Source organism: Bradyrhizobium sp. T-12 (genome assembly GCF_058314695.1).
In genome coordinates, this window is sequence record NZ_JBZFQJ010000002.1 from 700,820 (window position 1) to 727,296 (window position 26,477).

At 60.1% G+C, this 26,477-nt stretch carries 23 protein-coding genes and 3 pseudogenes; 9 read left to right on the forward strand and 17 right to left on the reverse strand.

All coding sequences use genetic code 11. The features are described from left to right. Position 1 precedes the first annotated feature (1 nt). Positions 2–262 (reverse strand): annotated as a pseudogene (locus tag AC0WRY_RS37610) (Fic/DOC family N-terminal domain-containing protein); the annotation flags it as partial. 537 nt (positions 263–799) lie between these two features. On the opposite strand from AC0WRY_RS37610, the gene AC0WRY_RS37615 reads away from it, so the two are divergent. Both AC0WRY_RS37615 and AC0WRY_RS37620 read left to right on the forward strand, forming a co-directional pair. Further along, entirely contained in the window at positions 800–1,318 is a 519-nt protein-coding gene (locus AC0WRY_RS37615; RefSeq protein ID WP_249798546.1) for a helix-turn-helix domain-containing protein, read from the forward strand. Continuing rightward, positions 1,311–2,534, forward strand: a complete 1,224-nt coding sequence (locus AC0WRY_RS37620) for a type II toxin-antitoxin system HipA family toxin (RefSeq protein ID WP_128929953.1) — start codon at positions 1,311–1,313, stop codon at positions 2,532–2,534. The genes AC0WRY_RS37615 and AC0WRY_RS37620 overlap by 8 nt, the downstream gene beginning before the upstream one ends. 278 nt (positions 2,535–2,812) lie before the next feature. On the opposite strand, the gene AC0WRY_RS37625 is transcribed toward AC0WRY_RS37620, so the two are convergent. From AC0WRY_RS37625 to AC0WRY_RS37655, 7 genes and pseudogenes are all read right to left on the reverse strand, one after another. Further along, on the reverse strand, positions 2,813–3,133 hold the full coding sequence (locus AC0WRY_RS37625) for a 4Fe-4S dicluster domain-containing protein (protein WP_128929952.1): 321 nt from the start codon (positions 3,131–3,133) through the stop codon (positions 2,813–2,815). After that, a pseudogene (locus AC0WRY_RS37630) lies at positions 3,130–4,745 on the reverse strand (FAD-dependent oxidoreductase). Before AC0WRY_RS37630 ends, AC0WRY_RS37625 begins: the two are co-directional and overlap by 4 nt. Positions 4,746–4,785: 40 nt before the next feature. Further along, entirely contained in the window at positions 4,786–5,661 is an 876-nt protein-coding gene (locus AC0WRY_RS37635) for an ABC transporter permease (protein WP_128929951.1), read from the reverse strand. Next, a complete protein-coding gene (locus tag AC0WRY_RS37640) occupies positions 5,654–6,529 on the reverse strand; it encodes an ABC transporter ATP-binding protein (protein WP_206733218.1) in 876 nt (291 codons plus the stop codon). Before AC0WRY_RS37640 ends, AC0WRY_RS37635 begins: the two co-directional genes overlap by 8 nt. After that, a complete protein-coding gene (locus tag AC0WRY_RS37645) occupies positions 6,526–7,581 on the reverse strand; it encodes an ABC transporter substrate-binding protein (protein WP_128929950.1) in 1,056 nt (351 codons plus the stop codon). Before AC0WRY_RS37645 ends, AC0WRY_RS37640 begins: the two co-directional genes overlap by 4 nt. 27 nt (positions 7,582–7,608) lie before the next feature. After that, entirely contained in the window at positions 7,609–8,538 is a 930-nt protein-coding gene (locus tag AC0WRY_RS37650) for a TauD/TfdA dioxygenase family protein (protein WP_128929949.1), read from the reverse strand. Between the two features lie 114 nt (positions 8,539–8,652). Then, positions 8,653–8,925, reverse strand: coding sequence for a hypothetical protein (locus AC0WRY_RS37655; protein WP_128929948.1), 273 nt, complete (start codon positions 8,923–8,925; stop codon positions 8,653–8,655). A gap of 253 nt (positions 8,926–9,178) precedes the next feature. Here AC0WRY_RS37655 and AC0WRY_RS37660 point away from each other — a divergent pair, with 253 nt between their 5' ends. The 6 genes from AC0WRY_RS37660 (at position 9,179) to AC0WRY_RS37685 (ending at position 17,278) form a co-directional block, all read left to right on the forward strand. Beyond that, positions 9,179–10,522: an LLM class flavin-dependent oxidoreductase gene (locus AC0WRY_RS37660; protein WP_128929947.1), complete on the forward strand. Its 1,344-nt coding sequence runs from the start codon at positions 9,179–9,181 to the stop codon at positions 10,520–10,522. A gap of 1,200 nt (positions 10,523–11,722) precedes the next feature. Continuing rightward, the gene (locus AC0WRY_RS37665; protein WP_164934264.1) at positions 11,723–12,595 is read left to right on the forward strand and encodes a S1/P1 nuclease; all 873 of its coding nucleotides are present in this window, start codon (positions 11,723–11,725) and stop codon (positions 12,593–12,595) included. 641 nt (positions 12,596–13,236) lie between these two features. Then, complete coding sequence (locus AC0WRY_RS37670; RefSeq protein ID WP_128929944.1) at positions 13,237–13,437, forward strand: hypothetical protein; 201 nt, start codon at positions 13,237–13,239, stop codon at positions 13,435–13,437. 178 nt (positions 13,438–13,615) lie between these two features. Then, on the forward strand, positions 13,616–14,728 hold the full coding sequence (locus tag AC0WRY_RS37675; RefSeq protein ID WP_128929943.1) for a Fic family protein: 1,113 nt from the start codon (positions 13,616–13,618) through the stop codon (positions 14,726–14,728). 388 nt (positions 14,729–15,116) lie between these two features. Continuing rightward, on the forward strand, positions 15,117–16,169 hold the full coding sequence (locus AC0WRY_RS37680; RefSeq protein WP_128929942.1) for a DNA-processing protein DprA: 1,053 nt from the start codon (positions 15,117–15,119) through the stop codon (positions 16,167–16,169). Between the two features lie 8 nt (positions 16,170–16,177). Then, the gene (locus AC0WRY_RS37685; protein ID WP_128929941.1) at positions 16,178–17,278 is read left to right on the forward strand and encodes an HAD-IA family hydrolase; all 1,101 of its coding nucleotides are present in this window, start codon (positions 16,178–16,180) and stop codon (positions 17,276–17,278) included. 392 nt (positions 17,279–17,670) lie between these two features. On the opposite strand, the gene AC0WRY_RS37690 is transcribed toward AC0WRY_RS37685, so the two are convergent. Further along, positions 17,671–17,838, reverse strand: a complete 168-nt coding sequence (locus AC0WRY_RS37690; protein ID WP_128929940.1) for a DUF2934 domain-containing protein — start codon at positions 17,836–17,838, stop codon at positions 17,671–17,673. A 1,498-nt stretch (positions 17,839–19,336) separates the two neighbouring features. Between AC0WRY_RS37690 and AC0WRY_RS37695 the strand changes: the two genes are divergently transcribed. Next, positions 19,337–19,489, forward strand: a complete 153-nt coding sequence (locus AC0WRY_RS37695; protein WP_164934263.1) for a hypothetical protein — start codon at positions 19,337–19,339, stop codon at positions 19,487–19,489. A gap of 72 nt (positions 19,490–19,561) precedes the next feature. On the opposite strand, the gene panC is transcribed toward AC0WRY_RS37695, so the two are convergent. From panC to nifW, 8 genes and pseudogenes are all read right to left on the reverse strand, one after another. Then, positions 19,562–20,425 (reverse strand): pantoate--beta-alanine ligase, encoded by an 864-nt coding sequence (gene panC / locus AC0WRY_RS37700; RefSeq protein ID WP_164934262.1) that lies wholly within the window; start codon positions 20,423–20,425, stop codon positions 19,562–19,564. A gap of 4 nt (positions 20,426–20,429) precedes the next feature. Beyond that, the gene (gene panB, locus AC0WRY_RS37705) at positions 20,430–21,308 is read right to left on the reverse strand and encodes a 3-methyl-2-oxobutanoate hydroxymethyltransferase (RefSeq protein ID WP_128929937.1); all 879 of its coding nucleotides are present in this window, start codon (positions 21,306–21,308) and stop codon (positions 20,430–20,432) included. 529 nt (positions 21,309–21,837) lie between these two features. Next, positions 21,838–22,071: a hypothetical protein gene (locus AC0WRY_RS37710; RefSeq protein WP_128929936.1), complete on the reverse strand. Its 234-nt coding sequence runs from the start codon at positions 22,069–22,071 to the stop codon at positions 21,838–21,840. Positions 22,072–22,271: 200 nt separating this feature from the next. Continuing rightward, positions 22,272–22,568, reverse strand: coding sequence for a ferredoxin family protein (locus tag AC0WRY_RS37715; RefSeq protein WP_128929935.1), 297 nt, complete (start codon positions 22,566–22,568; stop codon positions 22,272–22,274). A gap of 31 nt (positions 22,569–22,599) precedes the next feature. After that, positions 22,600–23,949, reverse strand: coding sequence for an FAD-dependent oxidoreductase (locus tag AC0WRY_RS37720; RefSeq protein ID WP_283810024.1), 1,350 nt, complete (start codon positions 23,947–23,949; stop codon positions 22,600–22,602). Next, positions 23,924–25,030, reverse strand: a complete 1,107-nt coding sequence (locus tag AC0WRY_RS37725) for an electron transfer flavoprotein subunit alpha/FixB family protein (RefSeq protein ID WP_128929933.1) — start codon at positions 25,028–25,030, stop codon at positions 23,924–23,926. The genes AC0WRY_RS37720 and AC0WRY_RS37725 overlap by 26 nt, the downstream gene beginning before the upstream one ends. Before the next feature lie 18 nt (positions 25,031–25,048). Continuing rightward, entirely contained in the window at positions 25,049–25,891 is an 843-nt protein-coding gene (locus AC0WRY_RS37730; RefSeq protein WP_128955188.1) for an electron transfer flavoprotein subunit beta/FixA family protein, read from the reverse strand. A 180-nt stretch (positions 25,892–26,071) separates the two neighbouring features. Next, positions 26,072–26,383: pseudogene (gene nifW, locus AC0WRY_RS37735) on the reverse strand (nitrogenase stabilizing/protective protein NifW); the annotation flags it as partial. Positions 26,384–26,477 lie beyond the last annotated feature (94 nt).

The window sequence follows — 26,477 nt, forward strand, 5'->3', positions numbered from 1 at the left end:
CCGTCTCTTCGACGGAAAGCAGTTCGTCGAGAGTGCTCTGGGTGCCTTCGATCGACGAGGAACTGACCGCCTCGCGCCTGGTAAGGATGGCGTTGACCGTCCCGAATGCCGCTTGTGCCGCTTCCAGGGCTTTCGCTGCACCGGGGGCGAATACGCCGTCCTCTGGAGGTGCCGGTGGAACGATCCCGTAGTGGGAATCGTAGGGTGGCGGAAGCCGTTTTAGGGTTTCCCGGATGGTGCGGCTGAGATCGCTACGCTTCATGGAACCCAAACTAAGAGGCTAATTTTGCTAGTTATATTTTGGGTTGTTGCAAAAAACCATAACACACCGCGATCGCTGAGGCTTTATTTTGGTTCGCAAGGAAGCAATTCCCTCGTGTTTATGAGTTCCGGCCTTTGCAAAGCGGGTTGATGGATCTGAGGCTCTCAAAGTCTCTTTCGTTATCGGTCCACGATGGATCCGTTCGCCTCTCGGCTATGGCAGCGATGATCGTCTAGGCAGCTAGGTTTTTCGCAGTTTCTTGCGCGGGCGGGAACGCCGCAGGGCCTGGGCCGGGCGGCCTAGTCAAGAGCCGGCCCGGCGAAGGCCGCGCGCAAGCGAAATTCGTCCGCGCTTCATCGATAATTTTACTTATCATGATGGCTGCTTGATAACAATACTGATCGGTCAGCTTGAGACATGTCGGCGTTTCGATATATAATACAGATCGAATGACTTATTTGATCAGGATAATATATTGTGACTTACCAAAGTGAAGAGCTCATCAAAGCCGCCTCCGCTCAGCGCGCAAAGGCGGGCATGAGCCAACGCGCGCTGGCGGCCCGCGCGGGTATGACCCAGGCGCACATCTCGCAAATCGAGACCAGTCGCCTCGAACCGGGCCTGTCGAGCTTCATGCAGATGGCGCGGGCGCTCGACCTGGAGCTCGTCCTTGTGCCGAAGAAACTTCTTCCCGCGATAGAGGGCTTACTGCGATCAAACGCTGCCGAATTCTCGTCCGAACAAGGATCGTCGGATGTCTTCAGCAAGGCCGAACGCATCGTCTCTGGTCAAAGGAAACGCTATGGCAGTTCAGCCACCCTCGACCGCATCGCCGAATATTTTCGCTTTCTGAAACAGGTCCATCTTTCAAAAACCGACCTGGCACTTGTCTCAGATATCGTCGAGAGCCTGCGTCCCTATAGCGTCGAACCTATACCCAGGGCTCTGCTGGAAGATTCTGCAGGCGCGTTACAGGGTGTACGCAACAGGGTCGCTCATCCCGAAGAAGCCCCTCGCCCCGCCTACGCTCTCGACGATGAGGACGACGATGCCTGACGTATCCGTTCTAAATGTCCACCTGCACGATACCCCGATCGCGACTCTCACACTCGTGCAGGGCGATCGTTCGCTGCTCGCCTTCAATCAGACCTACATCGATGACGCCCACCGTTCCACCTTGAGCCTGTCTTTCAAGGACTCGTTCGGGAATCTGCTCACCTCGTTCAAACCGTATCAACAAGTTCTCGCGCCATTCTTCTCCAATCTTCTGCCGGAAGGGCCGCTTCGTCGCTATCTTGCGGAACGGGCGGGCGTGAAGGAACGGCGCGAGTTCTTCCTCCTGTGGATGCTGGGCCGAGACCTTCCGGGTGCCCTGTCGGTCCACCCGGCCGATGGAGACGCGCTGCCCCCCCAGGTCGAGGAGAATCTTACGCCCGATAAACGGCAGAACATGATGCGCTTCTCGCTTGCGGGCGTGCAGCTGAAGTTCTCCGCGCTCAAGAATGATCCCAAGAAGGGCGGACTCACTATTCCGGTCGAAGGTGTCGGCGGTTCATGGATCGTCAAGCTACCGTCACATCAGTATATCGGCGTGCCTGAGAACGAATACTCCATGATGACCCTGGCGAAGGACATCGGCATGGATGTGCCCGAGCTTCAACTGATCGACGTCGAGGCAATCAAAGGTCTTCCGGACGGAATCGGCGAACTCGAGGGGCGGGCGTTTGCCGTGAAGCGGTTCGACCGCACGGCTGATGCTCCGGTCCACATGGAGGATTTCGCTCAGGTATTCGGCGTCTTTCCGGATGAAAAATACGACAAGGCGAATTACCGAAGCATCGCGCGTGTCCTCGGCATTGAGACTGGTGAGGCCGACCTCGCCGAGTTCGTCCGACGACTCGTATTCAGCACACTGATCGGCAACGCCGACATGCACCTGAAGAACTGGTCATTGATCTACCCTGATGGGCGGACACCCGTCCTGTCGCCCGCCTACGATCTGCTCTCGACTATTGCGTACATCCCGGACGACAAGATGGCGTTGAACTATTCGCGCACGAAGAAGATGGCCGAATTCTCAAAGGACGAGCTGGCGCATCTGGCTGCCAAGGCGAAGATGTCGGAGACGCTTGCGCTCGAAACGGCTGCGGAAACGGTGCAGCGCTTCAAGAAACTTTGGAAGGAGCGCAAGACAGAACTCCCGCTGCAACGACAAGTCATCGAAGTCATCGATGCACATACCGAGACGATCCCGATCTACAAGGAGCTCTAAGGCTTGAATAGCCGGGGTTTCTGACAGAATAGAGTGAGAGACGCTTCCTTCCCACTGGTTATTTGAATTCGATGAAGTCCCTGCGCGCGGACTGTGGGGTCAGGCGAGCCTCGCCCGGCGCTGGATATGAAATTCTTGAGTTGCGAGTAGACCGTCATTGACGGTTTCTATCAGATCTATGCGTCGATCCCAGCGAAGTTGCCTCCATCGCGTTACGCACCTACGCCGCAACGTTAGTCGCATTGATGGCGGAGCGGGAGCGAATGCATGCACTGTCCTCAATGCACAAAGAGGAGGTAGCTGCGATCAGCGTTGCGCCGATTGCTCGTCTCGTCGGTCCAGCCGACGGCACGGCGATAGCTGCCCATCACCCCGGCCTCCTTGACGGTGACAAGATCGACCCGCTCTGTCTCATCGGCAAAAGGGGAGACGTAGAGCGCGTCCTCAGGACAATAGAGCTCGCAGAGGAAGCAGGTCTGGCAATCGCTCTGCCGCGCGATCACCGGAAGCCCGTCCGTTTTGTCGAATACGTTGGTCGGACATACCGCGACACAAATGTCGCAAGAGGTGCAGCGCTCGCTATCGATGACCTCGATCATTCCGCAGCCTCCGCGTAAGCCGCCTCGGCATGGGGCCGGACGGCGGTCCAGACTTCGTCAAGGCCGCCCGATGTCAGGTAGTGGCGCTGCCGATGGTCCTGCTCGGGGAAATCGTCACGACGATGCATGCCGCGGCTTTCCTGACGCGCCAGTGCGCTGCGGTACATCCATCGCGCTGTGGCCAGCATCGCCGCGCTTTCACGCGTGCGGAGCAATTCGGCCGCGCCGGCAGCGCCTGCTTCCGAGACATCGCGCCAGGCGGCATCGAGGCGCGCCAGCGCACCACCGAGCCGTGAGGCCTCGCGGAAATAATTCAGCTCATAGGGGAAGACCTCGTCCTGGACGGCTCGCGCCAGCGCGGCCGGCTCGAATGCGCGCCGCGACCGGCTCCGGAGGCCGACCGTTCCAGCCGAGGACAGCTCTCGACCGTCAGCGGCTTGCCGCGCGTAGTCCGCGGCGCCCTGCCCGGCCAGCGTCCCCGACGTCATCGCCCAGGCGGCGTTGTGGCTGCCGCCGCCGGTGAAGCCACCGCAGATCAATTCGCGCGTCGCCGCATCTCCGGCGGCATAGAGCCCGGGGACGGTGGTTGCGCAGGTCTCGTCGACGATGCGAAGGCCGCCGGTGCCACGCACGGTGCCTTCCAGTCGCAGCGTAACCGGAAAACGATCCTTGAACGGATCGATTCCGGTGCGGTCGAAGGGCAGGAAGAAATTCGGTTGCGAGGCCCGCATGTGCAGCTGGACGTCCGCGTCGGCCTTGTCGAGCCGCGCATAGACCGGCCCCCCGAAGCAGGGCTCGGGCAATCGCGGAACGACCGCCTTTGGATGCAGCACCAGCTGCCGTCTTCATAGGTGAAGTTGGCCCAGCCATAGAACAGCGTCTTGGTGACCGAGCCGAACGCCGGCGAGATCGCGTAGGGATTGGAAAACTCCATGCTGCTGAATTCGGCGCCGGCTTCGGCGGCCATGAGATAGCCGTCACCGGTGAGCACGTTCGAACCTAGCGTCTTGCTCAGAAACGCACAGCCGCCGGTCGCAATCACCACCGCTTTGGCGCGCACGGTCCAGCGATCCTGCTTCTGGCGACGCAGGCCGCTCGCGCCCGCAACCGCCCCGGCCTCGTCGAGCAATAATTCCAGCGCCGGGCTGTGATCGAGGACGGTGACGCCGGCCTGCTTGGTCCGCTTGCGCATCAAGCGCATATATTCGGGGCCTTGCAGCGAGTTGCGCTGCGACTTGCCGTGGTCATCCACGGGATAGGGATAGCCCCATTCGGCGAGGCGATTGCTCTGCTGAAAAGTGAGATCGAGCGTGCGGACCATCCAGCGGCGGTCCTGAAGATATCCGCCGAGCTTCTCGCGGCTCGCCATCGACGCCTCGCGGTCAGTCGGCGTGGGATCGACGTACCAGACGCCGGTTCCCGCCGCCGCGGTCGAGCCCGAGGTGCCGCAAAAGCCCTTATCGGCGAGAACAACACGCGCGCCGCGTTCGGCCGCGCTTACCGCTGCCCAGGTGCCCGCGGGCCCGCCACCCAGCACCAGCACGTCTGCATCATATTCGACCGATCCTGAAGGTGCGGACCTACGCTCGGCGCGATGGATTTGGTTGGTCATTGAACACGTCCCCAAGTTCGAACCATTACAATTGGCGCGCTCACGCCGAAACCGGCGCCTTCCAGCGCATGAAGCGCCGCTCGATCACCTCGAGCACAGCGTTGAACGCCAGCCCGATCACAGTGATGCCCAGGATGCCGAAATACATCTGCGGGATCAGGAAGCTGTACTGGCTGTTGATGATGAGATAGCCGAGCCCCGCCTTCGCCCCGACCATCTCGGAGGCGACCAGCACCAGCATGGCAGAGGCGCTGGCGAGGCGAATGCCGACGAAGATGGTCGGAAGCGCTGCCGGAAGAATGACCTTGCGGAACAATTGCTGCGGGCTCGCGCCCATGGTGCGCGCCGACTTGATCAGGAGCGGATCGACCTGCTTGACGGCGGCGATCGTGTTGAGCAGCAGCGGCCAGGCGCAACTGTAGATTACCATCGTGATCTTCGACATCTCGCCGATGCCGAGCAGCAGGATGAAGACCGGCAGCAGCGCCAGCGGCGCGGTGTTACGGCAGATTTCGATGAACTGGTTCAGGAGATTGCCGAGCCGCGCGTACCAGCCGACGAGAAGGCCAAGCGGAACGATCAAGGCAACCGAGATCAGAAACCCGCTCAAGGCACGCAGCAGGCTTGCTGACACGTCGTCATAGAGCTCGCCGCTCTGTGCGAGCTGCCAGCCGGCGGCAATCACCTCGGAGAACGGCGGCAGGAATACCGGATCGACCACCCCAAGTCGCGGGGCAACCTCCCACACCGACAGCAGCACGATGAGCAGCAGCGAGCGATGCCCCAATGCGCCGAGCGCGCGCAGGGCAGCATGAAGCCGGCCGGCGATCCGTGGGGATGCGCGATCTCCGCCTGACAACGCGTTCGGACGCCCATGCGCGAGCTCCAGCAGCGTCAGCGTTTCAAGGCTAGACATGCGCGATCTCCTTCACGTCACTGTTGCCGCGACGGACATCGGCGGGGCGGCTCGATTGTCCCTGCTGCGCCTTCTGCACCTCTTCCCGGAGCAGGCTCCATATCTCGTGCCTGACCTGACCGAACTCCGGCAGCGAACGCACGTCCTCATCTTCGCTGCGCAGCGAGGCCGGAATGTCGAAGATTTGCTTGATCCGGCCCGGGCGCGAGGTCATCACGGCCACGCGTTGGCCAAGCGCTACGGCCTCGTCTATGCCATGGGTGATAAAGACGATGGTCTTGCCGGTGGCGCGCCAGATCCGCAGCAGCTCGGTCTGGAGCGTCTCGCGCGTCTGGGCATCCAACGCGGCAAACGGCTCGTCCATCAGCAGCACCTCGGGATCGTAAGCAAGACTGCGGGCAATCGCGACGCGCTGCTTCATGCCGCCGGAGAGCTCGTGCGGATAGCGGCTGGCAAATCCGGACAGGCCAACGAGGTCGAGGAAATGCCGCGCGATCTCGCGTCGCTGCGCGGCCTTCAGCCCGGCGATGTCGAGCCCGAACTCGACATTCTCCAGGGCGGTGCGCCAGGGAAACAGCGCGTATTGCTGGAACACGATGCCGCGGTCGCGGCCGGGCCCTTTGATCTGCCGCCCGTCGAGCAGGATGCGGCCGCTGGTCGGCGTCGTCAGCCCACCCAACAGATCGAGCAGGGTCGATTTCCCGCAGCCGCTGGGACCGACCAGGGCCAGGAACTCACCAGTGCGAACATCGAGCGTGATGTCCTCGAGGGCGGTGAAACGGCCCAACGGGCCGCCTCCCTCGCCGCGCGTCACGAATTCCTTGCGGACGTGTTCGAAGCTGATTTTGATCGGGCTCGCTTGGGTCACTGGGCCTCCGCCGTCTTGCCGGGACGGAAATAGTTGAAGGCGTTGGTGTAGGTCTCGGAGGCCTTGACCTGGCCCGGCTTGAACAGACCGTCCTTCTCCAGCCAGTCGATCCACACCTGGATCTCGGCATCCGAGATCACCCCGCCTTTGCTCGCGACGCCCGTGCTCTTCCAGTATTTGATCGGCGTCGCGTCCTCATTACGTTTGCGCTCCGCGATGATGCGCCCGAAGCGCGCGCGCACCTCCTCGGGCGGCGTCGACTGCGCCCAAGCGATGGCGCGCGAAATGCCCTCGATCAGCTTGCGTGAGGCCTCCGGATTGTCCTTGATGAACTTGTCGCGCAGGACGTAGGAGCCGCCGGTGAAATTGCCGAACAGACCGGTGTCGTTGAACAGCGAGTGGATGCCGCCACGCTCCAGTGCCTTGTCGCGCAGCACGCCGCTAAGGGTGCTCACTTCGACCTGGCCCTGGCGTAAGGCCTGTTCACCGCTGACCGGCGGGATCGCGACCAGCGTCACCTGCTTGGCTTCCGCTGATGTCAAGCCGTTGCGGGCGAGATATTCGCGGAGCACAAATTCCAGATGGGCACCGAGCGTATTGACGGCGACCTTCTTGCCGATCAGGTCGCGCGCGGTCTTGATTGGGCTGTCGTCCCTGACGAAGTAGCCGTTATAGGTGTTGGCGTCCGAGCCGTAATAGCCGACCACGGCCTTGATGGGCGCCTTTGCCGCGATCAGCTTGAGGATCGCGCCGTAGAAAGCCCCGCCGATGTCGATATCCCCGGTCACCACGGTCTGGATGTCCTGTGGGCCGCTGATGGTGTTGCCGACCCATTTCAGCTTCAGGGGCGCCAGATAGCCGAGGTCGTCGGCGAGCTCGATGAAGGTCACCTGCCCCGCCCAGCCCTGATACCGGATCTCGCTCTTGTCGAGCGGCGGCTCGGCGAAGGCGGGAGCGGCAAGGCCCAATGCCAGCGCGCTGACAAGCAGCCGCCGTGCGGCGCTCCGTGCAGCACGATGCCGCGCTTGAAAAAATTGAAACAGAGAGTTCATGTGTCAAACCCGGTCAAGTGTTGGAGATCAAGCGGCCTTGGGCGCCTGCGCCTTCGGCGCCTTGACGCGCGTCACGCTGTGACGACCGTCGACGCTGACAGGCACTTCCCCATCGATGGTGGCGCGGCGGACGACGCGGTGCTGATCGCCATAATCGTTGACGGCGTAGTGCTGGGTTGCCCGGTTGTCCCAGATCGCGAGGTCACCGGCCTGCCAGGTCCAGCGTACGGTGTTCTCGGGCGCGGTGATGTGGGACTGGAAAAGCTCGAACAGCTTCTGGCCATCATATTTCGGCAAGCCGACGAAGCGCTGCACGAAGTTGCCGAGCACCAGGGTGCGTTCGCCGGTTTCGGGATGAACCCGCACGACCGGATGCTCCGTCTCATAGATCGTGCCGGTAAAAACCTCGTCGAAATGCTTGCGATCCGCTTCGCTCGCGGGCGTCTTCACCGCGTAGTCGTAAGCGTTGCTGTGGACCGCCCAGAGCTCGTCGGCAAGCTTGCGCAGCGGCGCCGGCAGGTCGAGATAGGCCGCCGCCGTGTTCGACCACACGGTATCGCCGCCGTATGGCGGGATCACAACGCCACGCAGCACCGAGATTTTCGGATAGGCATCGACGAAGGTGACGTCCGTGTGCCACTGGTCTGCACGACCGCCGCCACGACCTGAATCGAGCTCCAGGATCGATGAAGTGCCCTTGGTCGCACCGACCGTCGGATGCGGCACGAGCTTACCGAGCCTGATAGCAAAGCGCTCCTGCTCGGCATCGTCGAGATGCCCCTGGTTGCGGAAGAAGGTGACCTTGTGCTCCAGCAGCACATGATTGATGGCGCGAATGACGTCGTCGGACAAATCGCCTGATAATTTGACGTTCCGGATTTCGGCACCGAGCCGGGCCGCACGTTTGACGATATCGGCGCGCGGAATGACGTTGTCGATGGTGATCGGGTTGCTCATGATCGTATCTCTCATTGAATTCGTGGACAAAGCTCCGCCATACGCCGGTCATGCCGGCGGCGGCGGACAGTGACGGGTGGTTTCCTGGTTGGCCCTAGGGGATCACGTCGGCGGCTAGACAGTCGGCAGCAGGCGGATCCCGGCGGTACAGCTCTCCGCCATCGCCGCAGTGCGAAGCGATGCGCACAGCACCATTAGCCGGGCCACATTGCGAACGATGTTTGGATCGGATTGCCGCATGGTGAACGACCTCGCTTGGACGTTGCCGATGGTAAAAGCGATGGCGCTCCAGTCAATGAAACGAAACCAGCGTTGTTTTCGGCGCCGCGCAATGATCGCTTCGTTGGGACGGCGAGCACGGAAAGATTTGCGATCATGACGGCCCATGCGAGCGCCTCACATGCGCGAAGACGAGCAAAATCGAGCCAACGGACGCACGAAACGACGCGGTTCATTTGCCTTGATCACCAGCACGAACGCACTCATCTCCCGCTAGCGACGCGCTCGTATCGTTCATGCTCGCTTCGCCGACAACAACGCAAATTCATTACATCGACAGCTTTGCGAGCATCGACATAGAGTCAACTGCAACGCGCGCGGTGACGCCGCGATCCGGAGATAACCAACCATTGCGAGCCAGATGATGAGCAAACGCCAGCTTTCCCTCAACTTCTTCATCTATCCGGACGGTCATCACGAGGCCGCGTGGCGGCACAAGGCCTCGACGACGGACCGCATTCTCGACGTCACCTACTATCAGGAACTGGCGCAACGCGCCGAAGCGCACAAGTTCGACGCGGTCTTCTTCGCCGACGGGCCGGTGCTCTCGGATAACGTCCGCTACGCGCAGCGCTTCCGGCTCGAGCCGATCACGCTTCTCGCCGCGATCGCGTCGGCTACCACGCACATCGGCCTGATCGCGACCGCTTCAACCACCTACACCGAACCCTACAATCTCGCTCGGCTGTTCGCGTCGCTCGATCACCTCAGCCGCGGGCGTGCAGGATGGAACATCGTGACGACAAGCTCGCCACAGGCAGCGCAGAACTTCGGCCTGCCTGAGCATCCTCCGCATCACGAGCGGTACGAGCGGGCGCGCGAATATCTCGATGTCGTCACCGCGCTATGGGACAGCTGGGAGGACGATGCGCTCGTCAATGACCCCGTCTCCGGCATTTTCGCTGATACCAGCAAGATCCACGCGATCGACCATATAGGGAAATACTTCCGCGTGCGCGGCCCGCTCAACGTCTCACGGACGCCGCAGGGCCGGCCCGTCTATGTCCAGGCCGGCTCTTCCGAGGACGGACGCGCCTTCGCAGCGCGCTTTGCCGAGGCCATCTTCACGGCGCACCAGACGTTGGCGAGCGCGCAGGAGTTCTATGCCGACATCAAACGGCAGGCGCGTGCGTTCGATCGCAGCCCTGACCAGATCAAGATCCTGCCCGGCATCTCGCCGTTCATCGCCAGCACACAAGCGGAGGCCGACCGGCTTCAGGACGAGTTCAACGCGCTGATCCAGCCGGAGTTCTCGCTCGCCCAGCTCCGCCAGATGACCGGGCTCGACCTCGCCGGCTTTGATCTCGATGGCCCCTTCCCACGTCACCTGATCGATACCGACGGTGCGCATGGCGTTGCCAGCCGCTTCAAGCTGATCGTCGACATCATCGATCGCGAAAAGCCCACGATCCGCCAGCTGGTGCAGCGCCTCGCCGGTGCGCGCGGGCATTGGGTCATCGCCGGCCCCCCGGAAAAGATCGCCGACAACATCCAGACCTGGTTCGAGAACGGCGCAGCCGACGGTTTCAACGTCATGCCTCCGTGGCTGCCGGGCGGGTTCGACCTGTTCGCCGAACAGGTCGTGCCGATCTTGCGCAAGCGCGGCCTCTTCCGCCGTGATTATGCGGGCAGCAGTCTGCGCGATCACTACGGTTTGAGCCGCCCGGCCAGCCTGTTCTCGGGCGCCGTGCGGGCCATTGCGTGAGGGTGGAAAACCAGTCGGGCCGTGCGCACGTCGTCTCTTCAGCAAGGTGCGTTGCCGGTTTTGAACAGAATGTCCGCCTCAGAACCGTCCAGCCTGACCAATTCGCAGCGCCGAAACGCCAAGCCAGTCGTTGAAAGCAGCAAGAAAAAATGCCGTGATCGCAGCACGTCTGGCGATCCGTCGATAAGAACGCGGGCGCCAGTTTCGGACGCCTCGATTAGTATACAGTTGCGCCACCATCGCCCGTCCGCTGCCAGGAGGGTCATCCGATGTTCATGTTCAAAACGGACGAATCGGGTTCCTCTCTTGGTCGGGAGCATCAAGACTCCGCCTGACGGCGCCTTCAAACAAAATCATTGCAATTAGAAGTCGAAGAGCAGAAGGCCAGCGCACGTCTCTGCCCAGACCGAAACATCAAAGTAACTGTGGCTTGATCCGCGCCGGCTCCGATCTAGCGGTTCTCTATAAAAAGGTGAATGCAAACAGGCTTGCGCACAGGAGGACAAATCCCGCTCCAGTCAGGCCCAGGAAGCTTCCTGAGATGAGATCATGTTCGCGCATGAGTGCCTCAGCTGTCTCTGCCAGCTTCGAATCAGAGCAGGTTTGGAGCGGCTGTTGTTAGCCCGCTTGCTCGCACTTTTTCGGCTATTGCGCGTTGAAAATGCATTTTTTGGACACTGCTCGAGACGACTGAGGCGTGTTGCAGCAGCAGGCCTCGTTTAAGGCTTGGCATACGACTTAAGCTGCTTGGACGTTGGCCGTACAAGATGGTCCAGAACCTCCGTCCAGGTAGATGTGAGCGGCTTCATAATTGCGATAAGAGTTCGGGAGTATCCTTTCGACATGCGTGGGTCTCTGATTGTCCTTGCCATCTTTGCAATTATCTTGGCCGTGCGCGGACACCAGCGTGAGAGTGTCGCGTTGCGTCCGACGGAAGCCATGCCGCCTGTCAACGTACCTTAAGGCTTGGCGGGAGCAAGGAATGCGTTGGCAAGATGCTGATCATTTGGGGCGTTTATCTCGTCAGTCAGATTCGAAGAACTATCCGCCGGCGCCGGTCGAGGGCAGAGCGCGGTGAGCAGCGCTATCGGAAGCGTTGAGACAGCCCAATCCGCGGAAACGTTCCGCCGTGCCCGCGAGATGCGGCGAGAGCCGACACAACCATCTGTTTGACATGCGATGCGTTTTTTGGAGGTTGCCGTGACAAAGCTTAGAGTTCTACTTCCCGCCTGCATTACCATCCTGGCGGGCAGCACGTCGACTGCGCTCGCGTGGGGACAGCTCGGGCATTCCGTGATTGCTGAGCTCGCGCAGCGACATCTCACCCCGGCTGCCACGACCAAGCTCAAGGACCTGATCGGAGAGACCTCGTTGGCGTCGATCTCGAACTGGGCTGACGACTACAAGTTCACGGCAGAAGGGAAGAACACGTATCGCTGGCACTTCGTCGACATCGATGTCGCCCGCGCCACTTATGATTCCGCGCTGGACTGCAATGAGGCAAACAATCAGGGCACTTGCATCGTGCGGGGCCTGCCTGAGGCGATTGCGGTGTTAAAGGACACTTCGCGCAGTAAGGACGACAGGCTGCGTGCGCTCAAGCTGGTGGTTCATCTTGCGGGTGATCTTGAGCAACCGCTTCACGCAAGTGAACGGGATGGCGACCAGGGTGGTAACAAGTTGCACGTCATATTGCGTGCCAAACGCTCGGATGGAACGTCATACACGCGCGCATCGACGTTTCACAGCATGTGGGATGATTCTCTGATCGACCTTCAGGCCTATTCGTGGGGAAGCTATGCGGACGCAATCGACGGTGCATCGTTGCCGGCGGTTGAGCCCGCTCCCTATGATGAGGCACGCATCGCTGCTTGGGCCAATGACACCCATGCGCTCGGGATAAGGGCCTATCAGCTTCTGCCTCAAGGTGCGCCGGAGCAGAACGACGCTGGTCATCCCATTGAGCTCGGAGCGGAGTATGCCGCTGCCGTCAAATCAGATCTTGATGGCGAGCTGGCAAAGGGAGCTGCGCGATTGAAAGCCATCCTTGAGGATGCACTTGGAGATTCGTGATGTGAGGCGAGCGTTGACCAACAGACGCGTCCGATCACAACTTTGTTCATCTCTCGAAGGCAACGCGAAACGCCGCCGTTGATTTGATATTTCTGCGCCCTTATTTGCGTCCTAGAGGTGGCGTCGGCTGCTACAGCACCGCCAGCTCGTTTGATGAAACCAAGGCTGGAAATGCAGTCGACGACGAAGCATTTGGACGAGATGAGAGGACCGTCGGCTCCAGCTCTCGGGGACGGTTTCGTTGTTGCGCTATTTGGACGGCGGCCACAGCGGGCTATCCGCCCACTTCCGCGCAGCTGGATCGTGCAGGGGATCGCCTCCGCAGGCGAGGCAGACGTAGCCCGGCCGGCCGGGCGCCTCGTCGTCAGGCACGGCCGTCATCGGCTTGCCGCAGGTCGGGCACAGGGTTTCGGCTTGCGTAGAGCCTTGTGATCGGATTTCCCCCCGTGTCGCGCGGCGATCAGGATGGAAGGCGCTTCCTACCCAGATTGCCGCGCTACACCTCCGCTGTGAGCTTAGTTTCTCTGGCGCCGTGAGCTCAAGCAGATCCTTTAAATCCGTCCGACGCATCAGCAGGCCCTTGACGGAACGCGCATCCGGCAATGATATTCGGGTTATCAGTGATGTTGCGGGGGGGCGTCGTGGAAGAGTTCTATAGTGGCTTTGCGCAGCGGGCGCGCGATCTAGCAGAGAAAGCCGACCCATTCACCAAGCGGCGGCTTCTCGACCTCGCCCAGCGTTACGATCTGAAGAGCAGACCGGGATCGCCAGGCGTTCGGTCCCTCCCGCCGCCCCGCGCAACGCCGCCGACGGTGCTCTTCTCCGGCGCTGGCGAAGTGTGATCCAACCCTTCGAAGCGATTACCGCCCGCCCGAGACGGTTATCTTCTCCGGACTCTCATTACGCAGGTCCCCGAATTCTCTTGCTGAGATTATGGCAATTTTCTCATCATTTGTTGCAGAGAATAGCTTGTCAGCGCAATGATTAGCTTGCATAATCTCTGCAAGAGATGATGAGATTATGGCCTACATTCATGAACTGCCTGCTTGGCCCACATTCACTTGGGATATGCAGCGGATTGCAGACCGATTGGCGGCGGTCCGTCATAAGCAGGGCCGCCTGCTCGGCCGGATGGAGCGGCTCGGATTCCCCCTCAAAACTGAGGCTACTCTTCAGACCCTCACTGAAGAAGTGGTGAAGTCGAGTGAGATCGAGGGTGAGATCCTCGATCATGCGCAGGTTCGGTCCTCCATCGCTCGTCATCTTGGTATGGACATTGGGGGCCTTATCCCTGCCGACCGGTACGTCGAAGGCGTGGTCGAGATGATCCTCGACGCCACCGAACACTATGCCGAGGAGCTAACTGCCGAACGCCTCTTCGGCTGGCATGCCGCGCTCTTCCCCACTGGGCGCAGCGGTATGACCAAGATAGTCGTCGGCGCGTGGCGGACGGTCGAGACTGGACCCATGCAAGTTGTCTCGGGCCCGATGGGTCGCGAGCGCGTACACTATGAAGCTCCATCGGCCGAGCGTCTCGATGCGCAGATGCAGACCTTCTTGGAGTGGTTTAACCGTAATATCGTTAGCATCGATCCCGTGTTGAAGGCCGCTCTCGCTCATCTTTGGTTCGTGACCATCCATCCATTTGAAGACGGCAACGGTCGTATTGCGCGTGCGATCGCTGACCTTGCGCTGGCAAGATCAGAGCGGAGCCCGCAAAGGTTTTACAGTATGTCCGCGCAGATTCGGCGCGAGCGGAACGACTACTACTCAATTCTCGAGCGGATCCAGAAAGGAAACCTCGACATCACCGATTGGATGGCGTGGTTCCTGGATTGCTTAGATCGCGCCTTTGACAACGCGGATGCCATTCTCGGGAGAATTCTCCAGAAAGCGGACTTCTGGGATCGTCATGCGGCTCGCCAGCTCAATGAACGTCAACGAACTGTGCTTAATTGCCTGTTCGATGGATTTGAGGGCAAGCTAACGTCCTCAAAGTGGGCAAAGCTAACGAAGGTCTCCCAGGCGACGGCGGCAAGGGACATTGAGGAATTGATCGAACATGGCATCCTTAAGAAAGATGCCGCCGGGGGCAGAAGCACCAGCTACTCGCTCGTTGACACACACAGCTGATGGCGGAACGGGAAGGATGAGGAGGAAGAAGCATTTGAGAAGATCCTCTCAACGCAACTTAACCGCAACATCGACGTCGTTAATTCGTCGAGACAAGAACTCTCGTTGCTGAGGCTTCCTCAACACGGGTGATCGGCTCTATCAACCTGCTGATCGAGTAGGCCGGCTTGCCTGCTTACGCTGTGATGACCTATTGTGCAGATGTCCATCGATGTGCGGATGCCAAGCGCAAGTTCGTGTTCACGGCAATCTTGATCCTTCGCCGCCGCCGATCTCCTAGGGTGCTCGCCATTTACTGCGTTAACCTCGGACTCGTTCATCCTCGTCCTTAAGAGAGACTGTCGTTCTAGAACGCCGAAGTAGGGCAATTTGAAAGGCGTTGAATGCGATGATTGGCACCGAGACACGAACTGCAGCCGGCATTCTCACACTCACCGCTTTGCGCGGTATCGGCCCTGCTACGGCCGAGCGTCTCGCTGAACGATTCTCGCTTCTTGAAGCGATTTTGGGCGCCGAGCCTGCGAAGCTTCGATCGGTCGTTTCGGCCGCGGTGGCTGAATGCCTTCAGGAGCCCGCCGCCATTGTTAAAGCCAGCGAGAAGGCACAGCGAGTGCTCGACGAGGCGGATCGGCGTGGGGTGCGTGTTCTGTCGATCTTCGATACGGATTATCCAGTGGCTCTGCGCTCTCTTGCCGATCGCCCGCCCATCCTGTTTGTGAAGGGCCAGCTTCCGCCGCGCCGCAGCGTCGCTTGCATCGGCACGCGCGAGCCGTCCGAATTCGGCGAAATCGTCAGCGATAGGATCGTGGAGACACTGGTCGGCGCCAATTGGGCGATCGTGAGTGGCCTTGCGATCGGCGTCGATACGTTGAGCCACCAAAGCGCATTGCATCACGGCGGGCGGACCGTCGCTGTGATGGCGGGTGGTCTTGAGGGCATTTACCCGAAGCAGAATAGCAAGCTCGCCGAAGAGATTCTGGAAAAGGATGGCGCGCTGATCAGCGAGCAGCCTTTCGGCGTGCCGCCATCCCCGCGCAATCTTGTGCAGCGCGATCGCCTGCAAAGCGGGCTTTCGATAGCAACCTTTGTCATGCAGACAGACATCAAGGGCGGCTCGATGCACACGGTGCGCTTCACGATCCAACAGGACCGCGTGCTGTTTGCGCCAGTGCCGCAGGGCCGTCATGCCACAGAGCCTAAGAGCCAGGGCATCTTGGCCATGACGCAGTTGCCCGCGAGCCGCTTCGCCGAAGCTGTGCGGGCTGAAGGTGACTACCGACGCATACTCGCCGAGAGGTATGGCAACCGCCCGGTGGCTGTGCCGCTAGCCAGCAAGGAAGACTACGCCTCCATGCTTGGCTTATTGGAAAGCCGCTTGGCTGGTGGCGAAACCCAAACAGTCGCTCCGCCGTCGTCACCCACGCAGATGTCGATGCTCTAACGGCTGGGATGTTCCTGTTTGACCTCGACATGACGCTTTTCGATAGCTCGGCCATTGCGCAGCAACGTCGCTTTCAGATGTGGGACAATGTCCGGCAGAATATGCATCTGATCCGGCCGTTCCCCGCGCAAGGCCGCGCGGCGCCTCATGAGCTTCCCGCCCTTCTCAGGGCGGACGGACAGAGGATCGGCATCGTCACCTCTTCGCCTGAATGGTACGCGACTTCAGTCCTCCAGCAATTCCGCATCCCTTACGACGTGCTGGTCAGCTACGGCAATACCCAGAACCACAAACCCGACCCCGAGCCGATCCTGGAAGCGCTACGTCGTGTCGGCGTGGCTGCGACGACGGAAACGCTCTACATCGGTGATGATGTCGGTGACATCGAAGCCAGTTACCATGCCGGGGTGACTTCTGTTGCGGTCCGATGGGGGCCTACGTCAATCTTCGAGCTTTCCTCCAGTGCACCGGACGTCTTCATGTCGAAGGCATCCACCTTGCTGAGACGCGAACATTCCTGGCCGCGGCTATATTGGCGAAGCGTGAGCGCAGCCGTGTTGTCGCTGAAGAGTGATGATACCCACGCCAAGATTCTCGGTGAGGCCGTAGGTCGAGCCATCGCAACCCTCGACTGGGCACCGGACTATGTTGTGCCGGTTCCGATGAAGCCTTCTCAACAGCGCAATCGCTTTGAATTGCTGCTCAATGAGGCAGCAGATCATTTCGATGAGGACATCGAACTGGAGCTGAAGGGCCTGCGTGTCGTCAAGGAAATCGAGGGCTACAAGCAGATGAATTCGCTGGAGCGCGCCGAAGCAATCAAAGGCGCTTTCCATTCTAATTTCAGATGGAACAATAACAAGATCTTGCTGATCGACGATGTCTACACGACCGGGGAGACCACCGGGGAATGTGTCCGGACACTCGCCGCCAGCGGCGCCGGCGAAGTCAGGATCATGACGCTGGCGAAGGACCAGCGGGTATTTGCTCGCAAGACCTGCCCCGCCTGCGGTCGCTCTATGAAAATCCGGGAGAATCACACAACCCATTTCAAATTCTGGGGCTGCTCGGGTTATCCTCACCACTGCCAAAACACTGAAAACTTCTAGAGCATGATCCCGAGAAGTGTGCAGCGGTTTTCGGAGGCTCAAACAATAACCTAAAGCGCGACGAGGATTCATCTCATTCTCATCGCGCTTTAATGTGCGCGTGAGCGATTGATCCGCGCTCCAAGCCAGAAAACATGCCGAGCGAGCGCGGAACGAACGACGCCATCGACAACGACCGGCATTGAAGAAGAGGAAGACGGACGTGGATCTGAATGGCCAGCGGTTTGAGGCCCGTCCAATCAGACGTGCAGAGCTCACGCGAGATGAGAGTTGACGTTGACGAATAACCCGGCCGAACCGTTTCCACCCGTCTGCTCGTCGCTCACTCCGCTCGGGCGGTCTTGCGGGCACGCACAACATGATCCCGTGTAGAGAGTGCCAAACGGCGGCGGCTAAATCGCGTCAGGCGAGCCATTTTCCGGAGCGCCGCGCTCTGCCTGCTCCTGCAGCTCGCGTTCGGCTTGATGCCAGAATTCGAGTTCGCGCCCTTCCGGCCTGCCTGCTTTCTCCCAGAGCTCGTGGGCCTTGTTTTTGATCTGCTCTTCGGTCGGGAATGCCATGGCGGACTCCGCGGGGGCACGGTCCCGCCTTTGGGGGGCTTTGGGGGTATGCGGCAGGACCGTGGGGGCACAAGGGCCCTTTCATTGAACCGCCCAGAAGCCAGCATGTTCCAATAACCAGGGCGAGGCATGAGATGCGCCCGAGCAAAATTAGCGCGCTCCAACCTCAGAAGGCCGGAAGGCCTAGCTAAATTTCCCCTCAGCACGATCTTACCTTCACGAGCGTATGATGCGTTTAGATGCAGACGTGCGGGCCGCTGCCGGCCGCCTTGGCGACCGGCTCCATCCGCGTGCAGCCAAAGGCGTCGCTAGAACACCGGCTTGCTTGTTGTCATGCGCTGCGGCTCGCCAGCTACAATCGCATCGAGAAAAGCGCTGTTGATATTGGTGCCCTCGCTGACAGCAGGCGACTTTACTTCCATCGCCTCCAGGGCACGGGGCTCTGTTCGGTGACGCGCTATCTCGATCGATGCGCTCGATCAACTTCTGAGAAAAGGCTAGCTCAAGTATGCGATCATTCTTCTCGAGCGCTTGGCCTAATCGGATCCACCGTAGCTAAACCTGGTATATTTGCTTGAGATCCGGCATCTGTGCGAGGCCGTCTTTGCCGGTGGCCAGGATGTTCAACACGAACCTTGAAAGTCACAGCCACGCCCTTCCCTAGCGCCACATCGTCGGCGTCGAGCGAAGTGCCTCAAGCGCGACCTGCCTTAGGCGCTCCGCTGTTGTCTCACCCTTGGTTGCGGCTTCGATCAACTTGGAGGCGACATGGGCACGAAGGCCAGTTTCACTGCGGGAGATCTCCTGGCAGACCTCATCAAGCACGGCGCGGAGAAGGACACTCGTCGCTGGGTCCAACACGGGCGACTCCGAAAACGTGAAGGAAAATAAGGGCACGAGCAGGCACGTTGCAAATTTGATCTTTCGTCTGAAAGTAGGACAATATAAACTGTTAGCCCGGATGACGCACCCAGGCCGGGTGTCAACGAACACGGACGACATTGCGCAACTAGGGGCAAGAACGGACCCGGCTGTCCTGGCGGAATTCGGCGTTGAACTGGGATTTGTTGATGATTTTCACCGCAGCGGGATTGCAACAGGCCGATCCAGCTGTTCAGCACGCCCCCCAACGGTTGGATGTGAACCCATCCGCTAGGCAGGCGCGGCCGAGCGGGTGGTCCGGAACTCGCCGCGCGCAGACGAACAATGGATTCGATGTCCGACCGTTTTCCCTATTATGAGATTTTGCTCACTCGCCGTGGCCGCGGCTGGTTCTGGTCGCTCTCGACGGATGAAGGGATGCTGGTCATGGCAGGTTCAAAACGTAGCCGGCTGGCCGCCCGGTATGAGGCTAACAGGGCTTTGTTTTTGCTGCTCAGCGCGCCAGGCGGCGCGCGACATCCAGCTTCACCGCCGCGAGCTGGCGAGCGGCCAGGTGTGCGGCGTTAGCTGCTGCGGCGCCGTCCCGAAATCAACCAGATATGTTCGGAGAATGATGATGACGAAGCGCGGACCGAAGGAGCTATCTCAAGCCGGCATCGTTTTTCCAAAGAAACCTCGCCCGGCAAAAGCAAAAAAGCTGACGGCGACAATGAAGCGTCGTGCACTCAAGGTGCAAAAGGTCGAACGAGCTGCAACATCATCGCAGTGAGCGCGGCTGGGATCAGCACGCGCGCTGGAGCACCGCCCTGCCTCCTGGCGCGACGGAGATCGTGCTCGCTTATCACCGCGCGGTCAGCCTGCGAGCCTCCGTGGTATCGAGCAGGATGTTGTCGATCAGCCGGGTTGAGCCAACATAACCTGCGACACAAATCGCAGCAGGACGCGTCAGCTCGCTTGTAGCTGGCGTGAGCGTTTCGGCATCGACGATTTCCAGGTATTGCAGCTCGTCGATCTCTATAGTCTGCCTGGCGAGTGACAACAGCCGGATGGAATCGCGCTCGCCTGCCTGAAAGACAGCCTTTGCTGCGAAAAGGCCGCGGCTGATGGAAAGGGCGCTGCTGCGTTCAGGAGCGCTGAGATAGCGGTTCCGGCTGCTCATGGCGAGCCCGTCCGGATCGCGAACCGTCGGGACGGTGACGATTTCGATCGGGAGATTGAGATCGGTGACCATCCGCCGCACTACGGCACATTGCTGAAAGTCCTTTTGTCCGAAGAACGCCAGATCAGGCTGCACCATGTTGAACAGCTTGCAGACGACGGTCGTAACACCCCGAAAGTGGCCGGGCCTGAACGGGCCACAGAGGGGCTGTGCCGGTGCACCCGGTTCGACAAAGGTGTCGAACCCCGACCGATACACTTCCTCCGCCCCGGGAGCAAAGATAATATCGACGTCAGCCTCGCGGCACAGTCGTTCGTCTCGGGGGAAGTCCCGTGGATACACGCTGAGATCTTCCTTCGGGCCAAACTGGGCCGGGTTGACGAAGATGCTGACGACCGTGGTGTTGCAGCGTGCCCGGCTCGCTTTAACAAGCGCGAGATGACCATCGTGCAGGTATCCCATTGTGGGCACAAATCCGACGCGACCATTCGGTTTGTGACCAGCGAGGGCGCGGCGCAGCTCGCGGACGGTTTTTATGGTGCGCACGACGCTAAATTCCGTCCCGCTCGCCTGGCGTCCAGTTTGCGACGACCTCCGCCAGGGATTCCGGCAAACGGTAGGACTCCTGAGCGTCCGGAAATGTGCCCTCCCGGACATCGGTCGCCCAGCTTGCGAGGGCATCCTGCAAGACCTGAAATCCGTTCGAATAGGGGCGCACGAATTTCGGCCGGTGCCCCTCCGTCAATCCGACCACGTCGTGGAACACGAGTACCTGGCCCGAACATTTCGCTCCCGCGCCGATCCCAATGGTCGGAATCTTCAGGATCTCGGTCACACGCGCTGCAAGCTCGGCCGGAATGCCCTCGAGCACGAGCGCAAAGCATCCCGCTTGCTCTAACCGGTGCGCGTCCTCGAGCAGTTGCAATGCAGCCTCGCTCGTGCGACCCTGCACCCTGAAGCCGCCCATGACGTTGACGCTTTGCGGGGTGAGGCCGAGGTGTCCCATCACCGGGATTTCGCATTGGACCAGCGCGCGTATCATGTCGATGCGCTTGGCGCCCCCTTCCAGCTTGACGGCATCTGCTCCCCGTTGCAGGAAGCCACCTGCGTTGCGGATAGTTTCCTGCGGGCTGACATGGAAGCTGAGAAACGGCATATCAGCCACGAGCAGCGCACGAGGTCTTGTGCGCGCGACAGCCTCCAGATGATAGTTCATCATCGGCATGCTGACCGGAAGGGTATTGTCGTAGCCGAGACAGACATTGCCGACGCTGTCGCCCACGAGGAGGATATCGACGATGGAATCGGCAATCCGCGCTGTCACGGCGTCATAGGCGGTGGTCATCGTTATGCGCCGCCGTTCCTCCTTCCATTGTTGAAGGAGCGGAATCGTCACTCGCGCACTGGGCGCTTGAGATATGTGGCTCATCTGCGATCCCCGGTTGTGTTCAATCCGCATTCGTTGCAGCTGCGCTTCTTAGGGGAGACGACAGAAATGGGTCAATGGTCAATTTAAGAAAGAGAAAATGTCTCTCTGAATGGCAACATCAGCAGGCCGGAGGTTTTGATGATTGCGCGATCATGGTGTGAGTACTTCTTCGCGTAACCAAATCCCGCGGCGTTGAGCACGTGGAGGGGCGCAACTGTTCCGGTGATGGACGGCTTGCGGCGCGCGGCCGGGGACATTGCAGACGAGGTTAGGCAACAGAAACACGTCTATTGCACGCCGAACCAAAAATGCCGCGCGGGTCTTAGGGACGTCCGAAAGGCAGCAGCGTCCCTTGGGCGCCAATGGCTTGATCTCGGAAAAGGCGACACGGGAGTGGTCGTCAATGTAGACGGGCTGGGAGCGCCGGGTAATGCCGTCTCCGATCCCTCCAAAAACGCCACAGCGTTATGATGTCGATGTGAATGATCTCGCCTGGGCTTTCACGCTCATATCGGCCTTCCCCGCTCAGTCAGCTCCTCGCGATCCGGTTCAATTCTAAGCGACGAGGATGGCTGACGGCGGCCGTCGACACTTCGACCTGGTCGGCGATCTGCGTGCCGGTGTAGATGTCGGCGCAATGCGTCGAAGCCTGCACATGTGGCTGGCGGGACTTGGCGACGAAAGGGTCTGGAGGAGCGATTGCGCAACCAAGCAACACCTTCCGCGCGGAACCGCTTGACCTATTTTCAATCGTCTTCGGCAAGATGTTTCACAGGTCAGCCATCGGCTTGCGGCAGCCTACTCCTCCGCAGCATCGCCTATCGACCTTTGGGCATCAACGGCGCATTCTTGTGGGTGTTCATCCGGTCTCTCCCAGAACACTGCAGCTTCGGAAACTCAGCTTTCTCGGTTCAGAACGGATGGGCACTTCCTGAAAGATCACAGCTACGTTGAGCCGAATTATTAGCCAAACTTGAACAGTACGCCGTAACCACCTCGCGGATAGCTCCACTCGATGTCACCTCTCTCCTCGCAGATCACGCGGCAAGTGCCGCACTCGATGCAGCCGTCCACGGCGACTTCTATCTGGTGCTTGTCGTTAGCTACATAGCAGTGAGCCGGGCAGGTTGTCAGCATGCTCACGAGCTCCGAGGATGGCATCGTGTGTGGCCGCACCTTGATGTGAGGGTGCCCAGGATCAAGCAGGTAGCGGTTGTAGAATAGCCTGTCCTCGACGCGCGCGGATCGGTCGGTCGACATGGTTAGCCCTCATGGGGGTGTGAGAGAAGCGTTACCGCCAAGCGCGCGCGAGGCGAACGGCATCACCGAGCAGGCCGCTCCACGAACGGCTCTTGACGAAGGAGTTTAGTGATTGCTTTTCCTTTTCGGCCTTTGGTGTCCCGTCGACCCGCAAGAAATTCTGCATCGATTCCGAGACGAGCTCCGGATATGTCAGAAAAAAGTTCCGGGAGTAGGTGTGCATCAGCGCGGGCATGTCTTTGTACTTCCTTAGGTCCCTAATGACAAACGAATGGTCCAACATCGTCTTGTAAATTGACAGATTCGTCGCTGTCATTGGGGCGCCGCGCGACTTGACTTGGATGATCGCTTCGGCCGCGAGTCGCCCCGATGTCATTGCGAGGTTTGAGCCCTCGCGATGCATAGCGTTGTTGAGTTGAGCGGCGTCGCCTACGACGACCCAGCCCTCGCCATATAGCTGCGGAATGGCCTTGAAGCCACCCTCGGGAATGAGGTGAGCGGCATATTCCTTGACTTCCGATCCCTCGATCAGCGGAGCGACCGAAGGATGCCGCTTGAAGCGATCGAGCAGACCATACGGTGTTTCCCCGGTGCTTGTGAAGTGCGCGACCAGGCATCCGATGCCAAGGGAGATGCATTCCTTATTGGTGTAGATGAAGCCCATGCCTGTCATGCCGCGGGAGATGGTGCCCGCAGCCTCAATGACGAGCCCTTCATCGCCCTTAAGATTGAAGCGGGCCTCGATAACTTCGCGCGGTAGGAAGTGCATCTCCTTCACGGCGAGTGCGACCGTGTCCGGCGTAGGCCGCTTGCGTACGCCGGCCCGCGTGCCAAGAAGGCCGTTGACGCCTTCCGCGAGGACCACCGCGCCAGCATGGATCTCGCCATCGGCGCGGTCAGTCCGCACACCCACCACCTTGCCGTTAGCATCTTGCATTAGTTCGGTTGCCGTTGTCTCGCATAGCACCGTGGCGCCAGCTTCGCGAACTTTCTGCGAGAACCACCTATCGAACTGAGCGCGGATGATAGTATAGCGGTTCGGCCTTTCTTCGTTGAAGTCGTCGGAGCGGTAGTGCAGGCCGGTGTGAGAGCGGTCATCCATCATCCAGAAGCGCTGTTCGACCAGATGCCGCTCAAGCGGCGCGTCTTGTCGAAAGTTAGCGACAAGCGCCTCCAGCATATCGGCATAGAGGATCGCACCCTGCACGTTCTTCGACCCGGGATATTCGCCACGCTCGAGCTGAAGAACCTTCAGGCCGTGCTTGGCAAGCGTGAGCGCCGCTGCATTGCCGGCCATACCTGCCCCGACGACGATGATGTCAAATGTTTCCGCGGTCACGAGGTCTCTCCTTGTCCTATCCTGCGATCCGGTCGCGCGAATGCGGCGACAGCCGGGCGCGAAACGCCTCGGTCAGGATTGGCAGCAACCGGATCGCGTCCTCGACAATGCCTAAATGCGAGAACTCGAAGATAGGCGCGTTCCTTTCGGTGTTGATGGCGACGATAAGGTCGGCGCCGTCGACACCGACGCGGTGCTGAATGGCTCCGGAGATTCCGGCGGCGATGTAGAGCTTTGGCCTGATGGTTTTGCCGGTTTGGCCAATTTGCCGGTCGGATGTGACCCAACCCTTTTGCACCAGGGGGCGCGAGCAGCCAAACTCGGCACCTAGCACGTCGGCGAGCCGGCGCACGAGCCGGAAGTTTTCAGACGAACCAAGGCCGAGGCCTCCGGCAACGACAACATCGGCATAAGCGAGATTGGATCGTGCGGAATCGCGATCCGGTAGGAACGACAGCACCTTCGTTACGATATCGTCCTCGACAAGTCCAAGCGGGAGGGTGATGATGCGGCCGATCGGGCGCGCGCAGCGTTCTGGCACAGGCATCACGCGCGGCCGGACTGTAGCCATCTGCGGACGGTAGTTCAGCGTATAGATCGTGCATAGCAGCGAGCCGCCAAAGGTCGGACGCGTCGCGGCGAGGGAACCGTCGGCATCGACGTCGAGCTCTGTGCAATCGGCAGTCAGACCAGTGCGCAATGTCGTTGCGACTGAACCTGCTAGGTCGCGGCCTAGAGTGGTCGCGCCTAGGAGCAAGATCTCGGGCTTGTAGCTATTGACGAGCTTGGTGAGCGCCTTGATATAGGATTCGTTGCGATAGTCCTTGAGCAGATCATCGGCGACCATATAGACAAGGTCGGCTCCGTAGCAGAACGACTCGGTAGCGGCGGCCTGCGATGCCTCGCCCTCTTGCCCGATCACCACTGCGGCGAGATCAACTTTGAGCTTGTCAGCAAGCTTGCGGCCAACGCCCATTAGCTCCCAGGATACAGAGTGGACCTGGCCGCGTTCTTGCTCGATGAAGACCCACACATGTTTGTAGGTCTTGAAGCGGTCAGACAGCTGCTTCTTAGCCGCGGCGCGACTCGAAGGGGAAGCGCCGATTTCAGATGCGGTATTCATGTTGCGCCTTTCTTTAGCTCAATAGCCGCGCGCCAGTGCCGCGAGCTCGATCTCGAGGGCCGGCCGGCACCTGAAAATAGCGTTGATCAATGCCTCCGCGGGCTGCTCGTCAGGCTCTATCATCGTGGCCTTCTCGTTGCGGGCGGCTGGTGCGAAAACGCGCTTGACGACGGTGGGCGAGCCCCGCAAGCCGCATTGTGAAATGTCATCAACCCCCGCCTGTTGCGCGCTCCATTTCAGGATCGTCGCGCGGGCAGCGCGCAGCGCATCAGCCATCGCACCGCGGCGGATCTGGTTCGTCGCTTCGAGCATCGTGACCAGGCAGGGGAGCCGTGTCCGAAGCAACTGGACGCCACCCTCAGAGCGTCGCTCGACGTCGATGGTGCGGGCATGCAAGTCCAGTGCGCTGATCTTGCCAACATAGGTGAGCTGAAACAGGCCAAGCCGTTTTGCGATGCCAGGGCCGACCTGTGCGGTGTCTCCATCGATGGTCTGCTTTCCTGTGAAGACAATGTCAGGGGCGCCGAACTCGCTCGAGATCCTACGGATCGCTGTCGCCAAAGCGTAGGTTGTGGCTAGGGTGTCCGCGCCCGCGAAAAAGCGATCGGTCAGGAGCACCGCACGATCCGCGCCGAAGGTGAGCGCCTTGCGAAGACTGTCCTCGGCAGAAGGGGGGCCCATAGTCAACACCGTGACTTCGCCGCCGAACTGATCGCGTAGCTCAAGGGCAGCTTCCAATGCAAAGAGATCGTACGGGTTGATGATGGTCGGCACGCCCTGACGCATGATGGTATTTGTCACGGGATGCACGCGGATCTGTCCGGAGTCTGGAACCTGCTTGATGCAAACGAGCAAGTGCATGATCTTCTCCAAGACTAATCTCCCCAAAACAGTTCAGAGTGGAATGGCAATCACACCAACGAGAACGAGAACGTTTCAGTCGGCGGAGGTTTCGGGTGTAACCGCTAGGCGCCCGGAGGGCAGTACGCCGCTGCGACTAGGCGTAGCCAGTCCGACAGAGGGCAGTTCAATTTCGTTACCAATCTGCACTAGTACGGGTACAGGCTTGGTGTCGGGCGCGGCGTCCTTTAAGACCTTGAACACGCGCTGTTCAATCGGCGGTGACGTGACGAAATCTGAATATGCGCGCTCAAGCACGAGTTTGCACCGTTTAGCAACGCTGTCGTCCGCCAGATCGCTAAGGCTCTCCTTAGCAAGATATTCGCCCATGCGCCTGAGAATGTGCAGCCGCGCAACGTTGACCACTTTAGGATCGTAGTCGACGCCTAACAGAGCGAAGAACTCTTCGGCAGAAGCGGCTTTGCTGAGGCGCGCGATAATTCCATCAGACATTCAAGTTCCTTCATACTCTGCGGTCTCTACCGGCCGGGTCTGCTTCGCGGGTGCGCTGATATGCCGAGCGAGCGTTGCGCCTCAACGTCCGGCC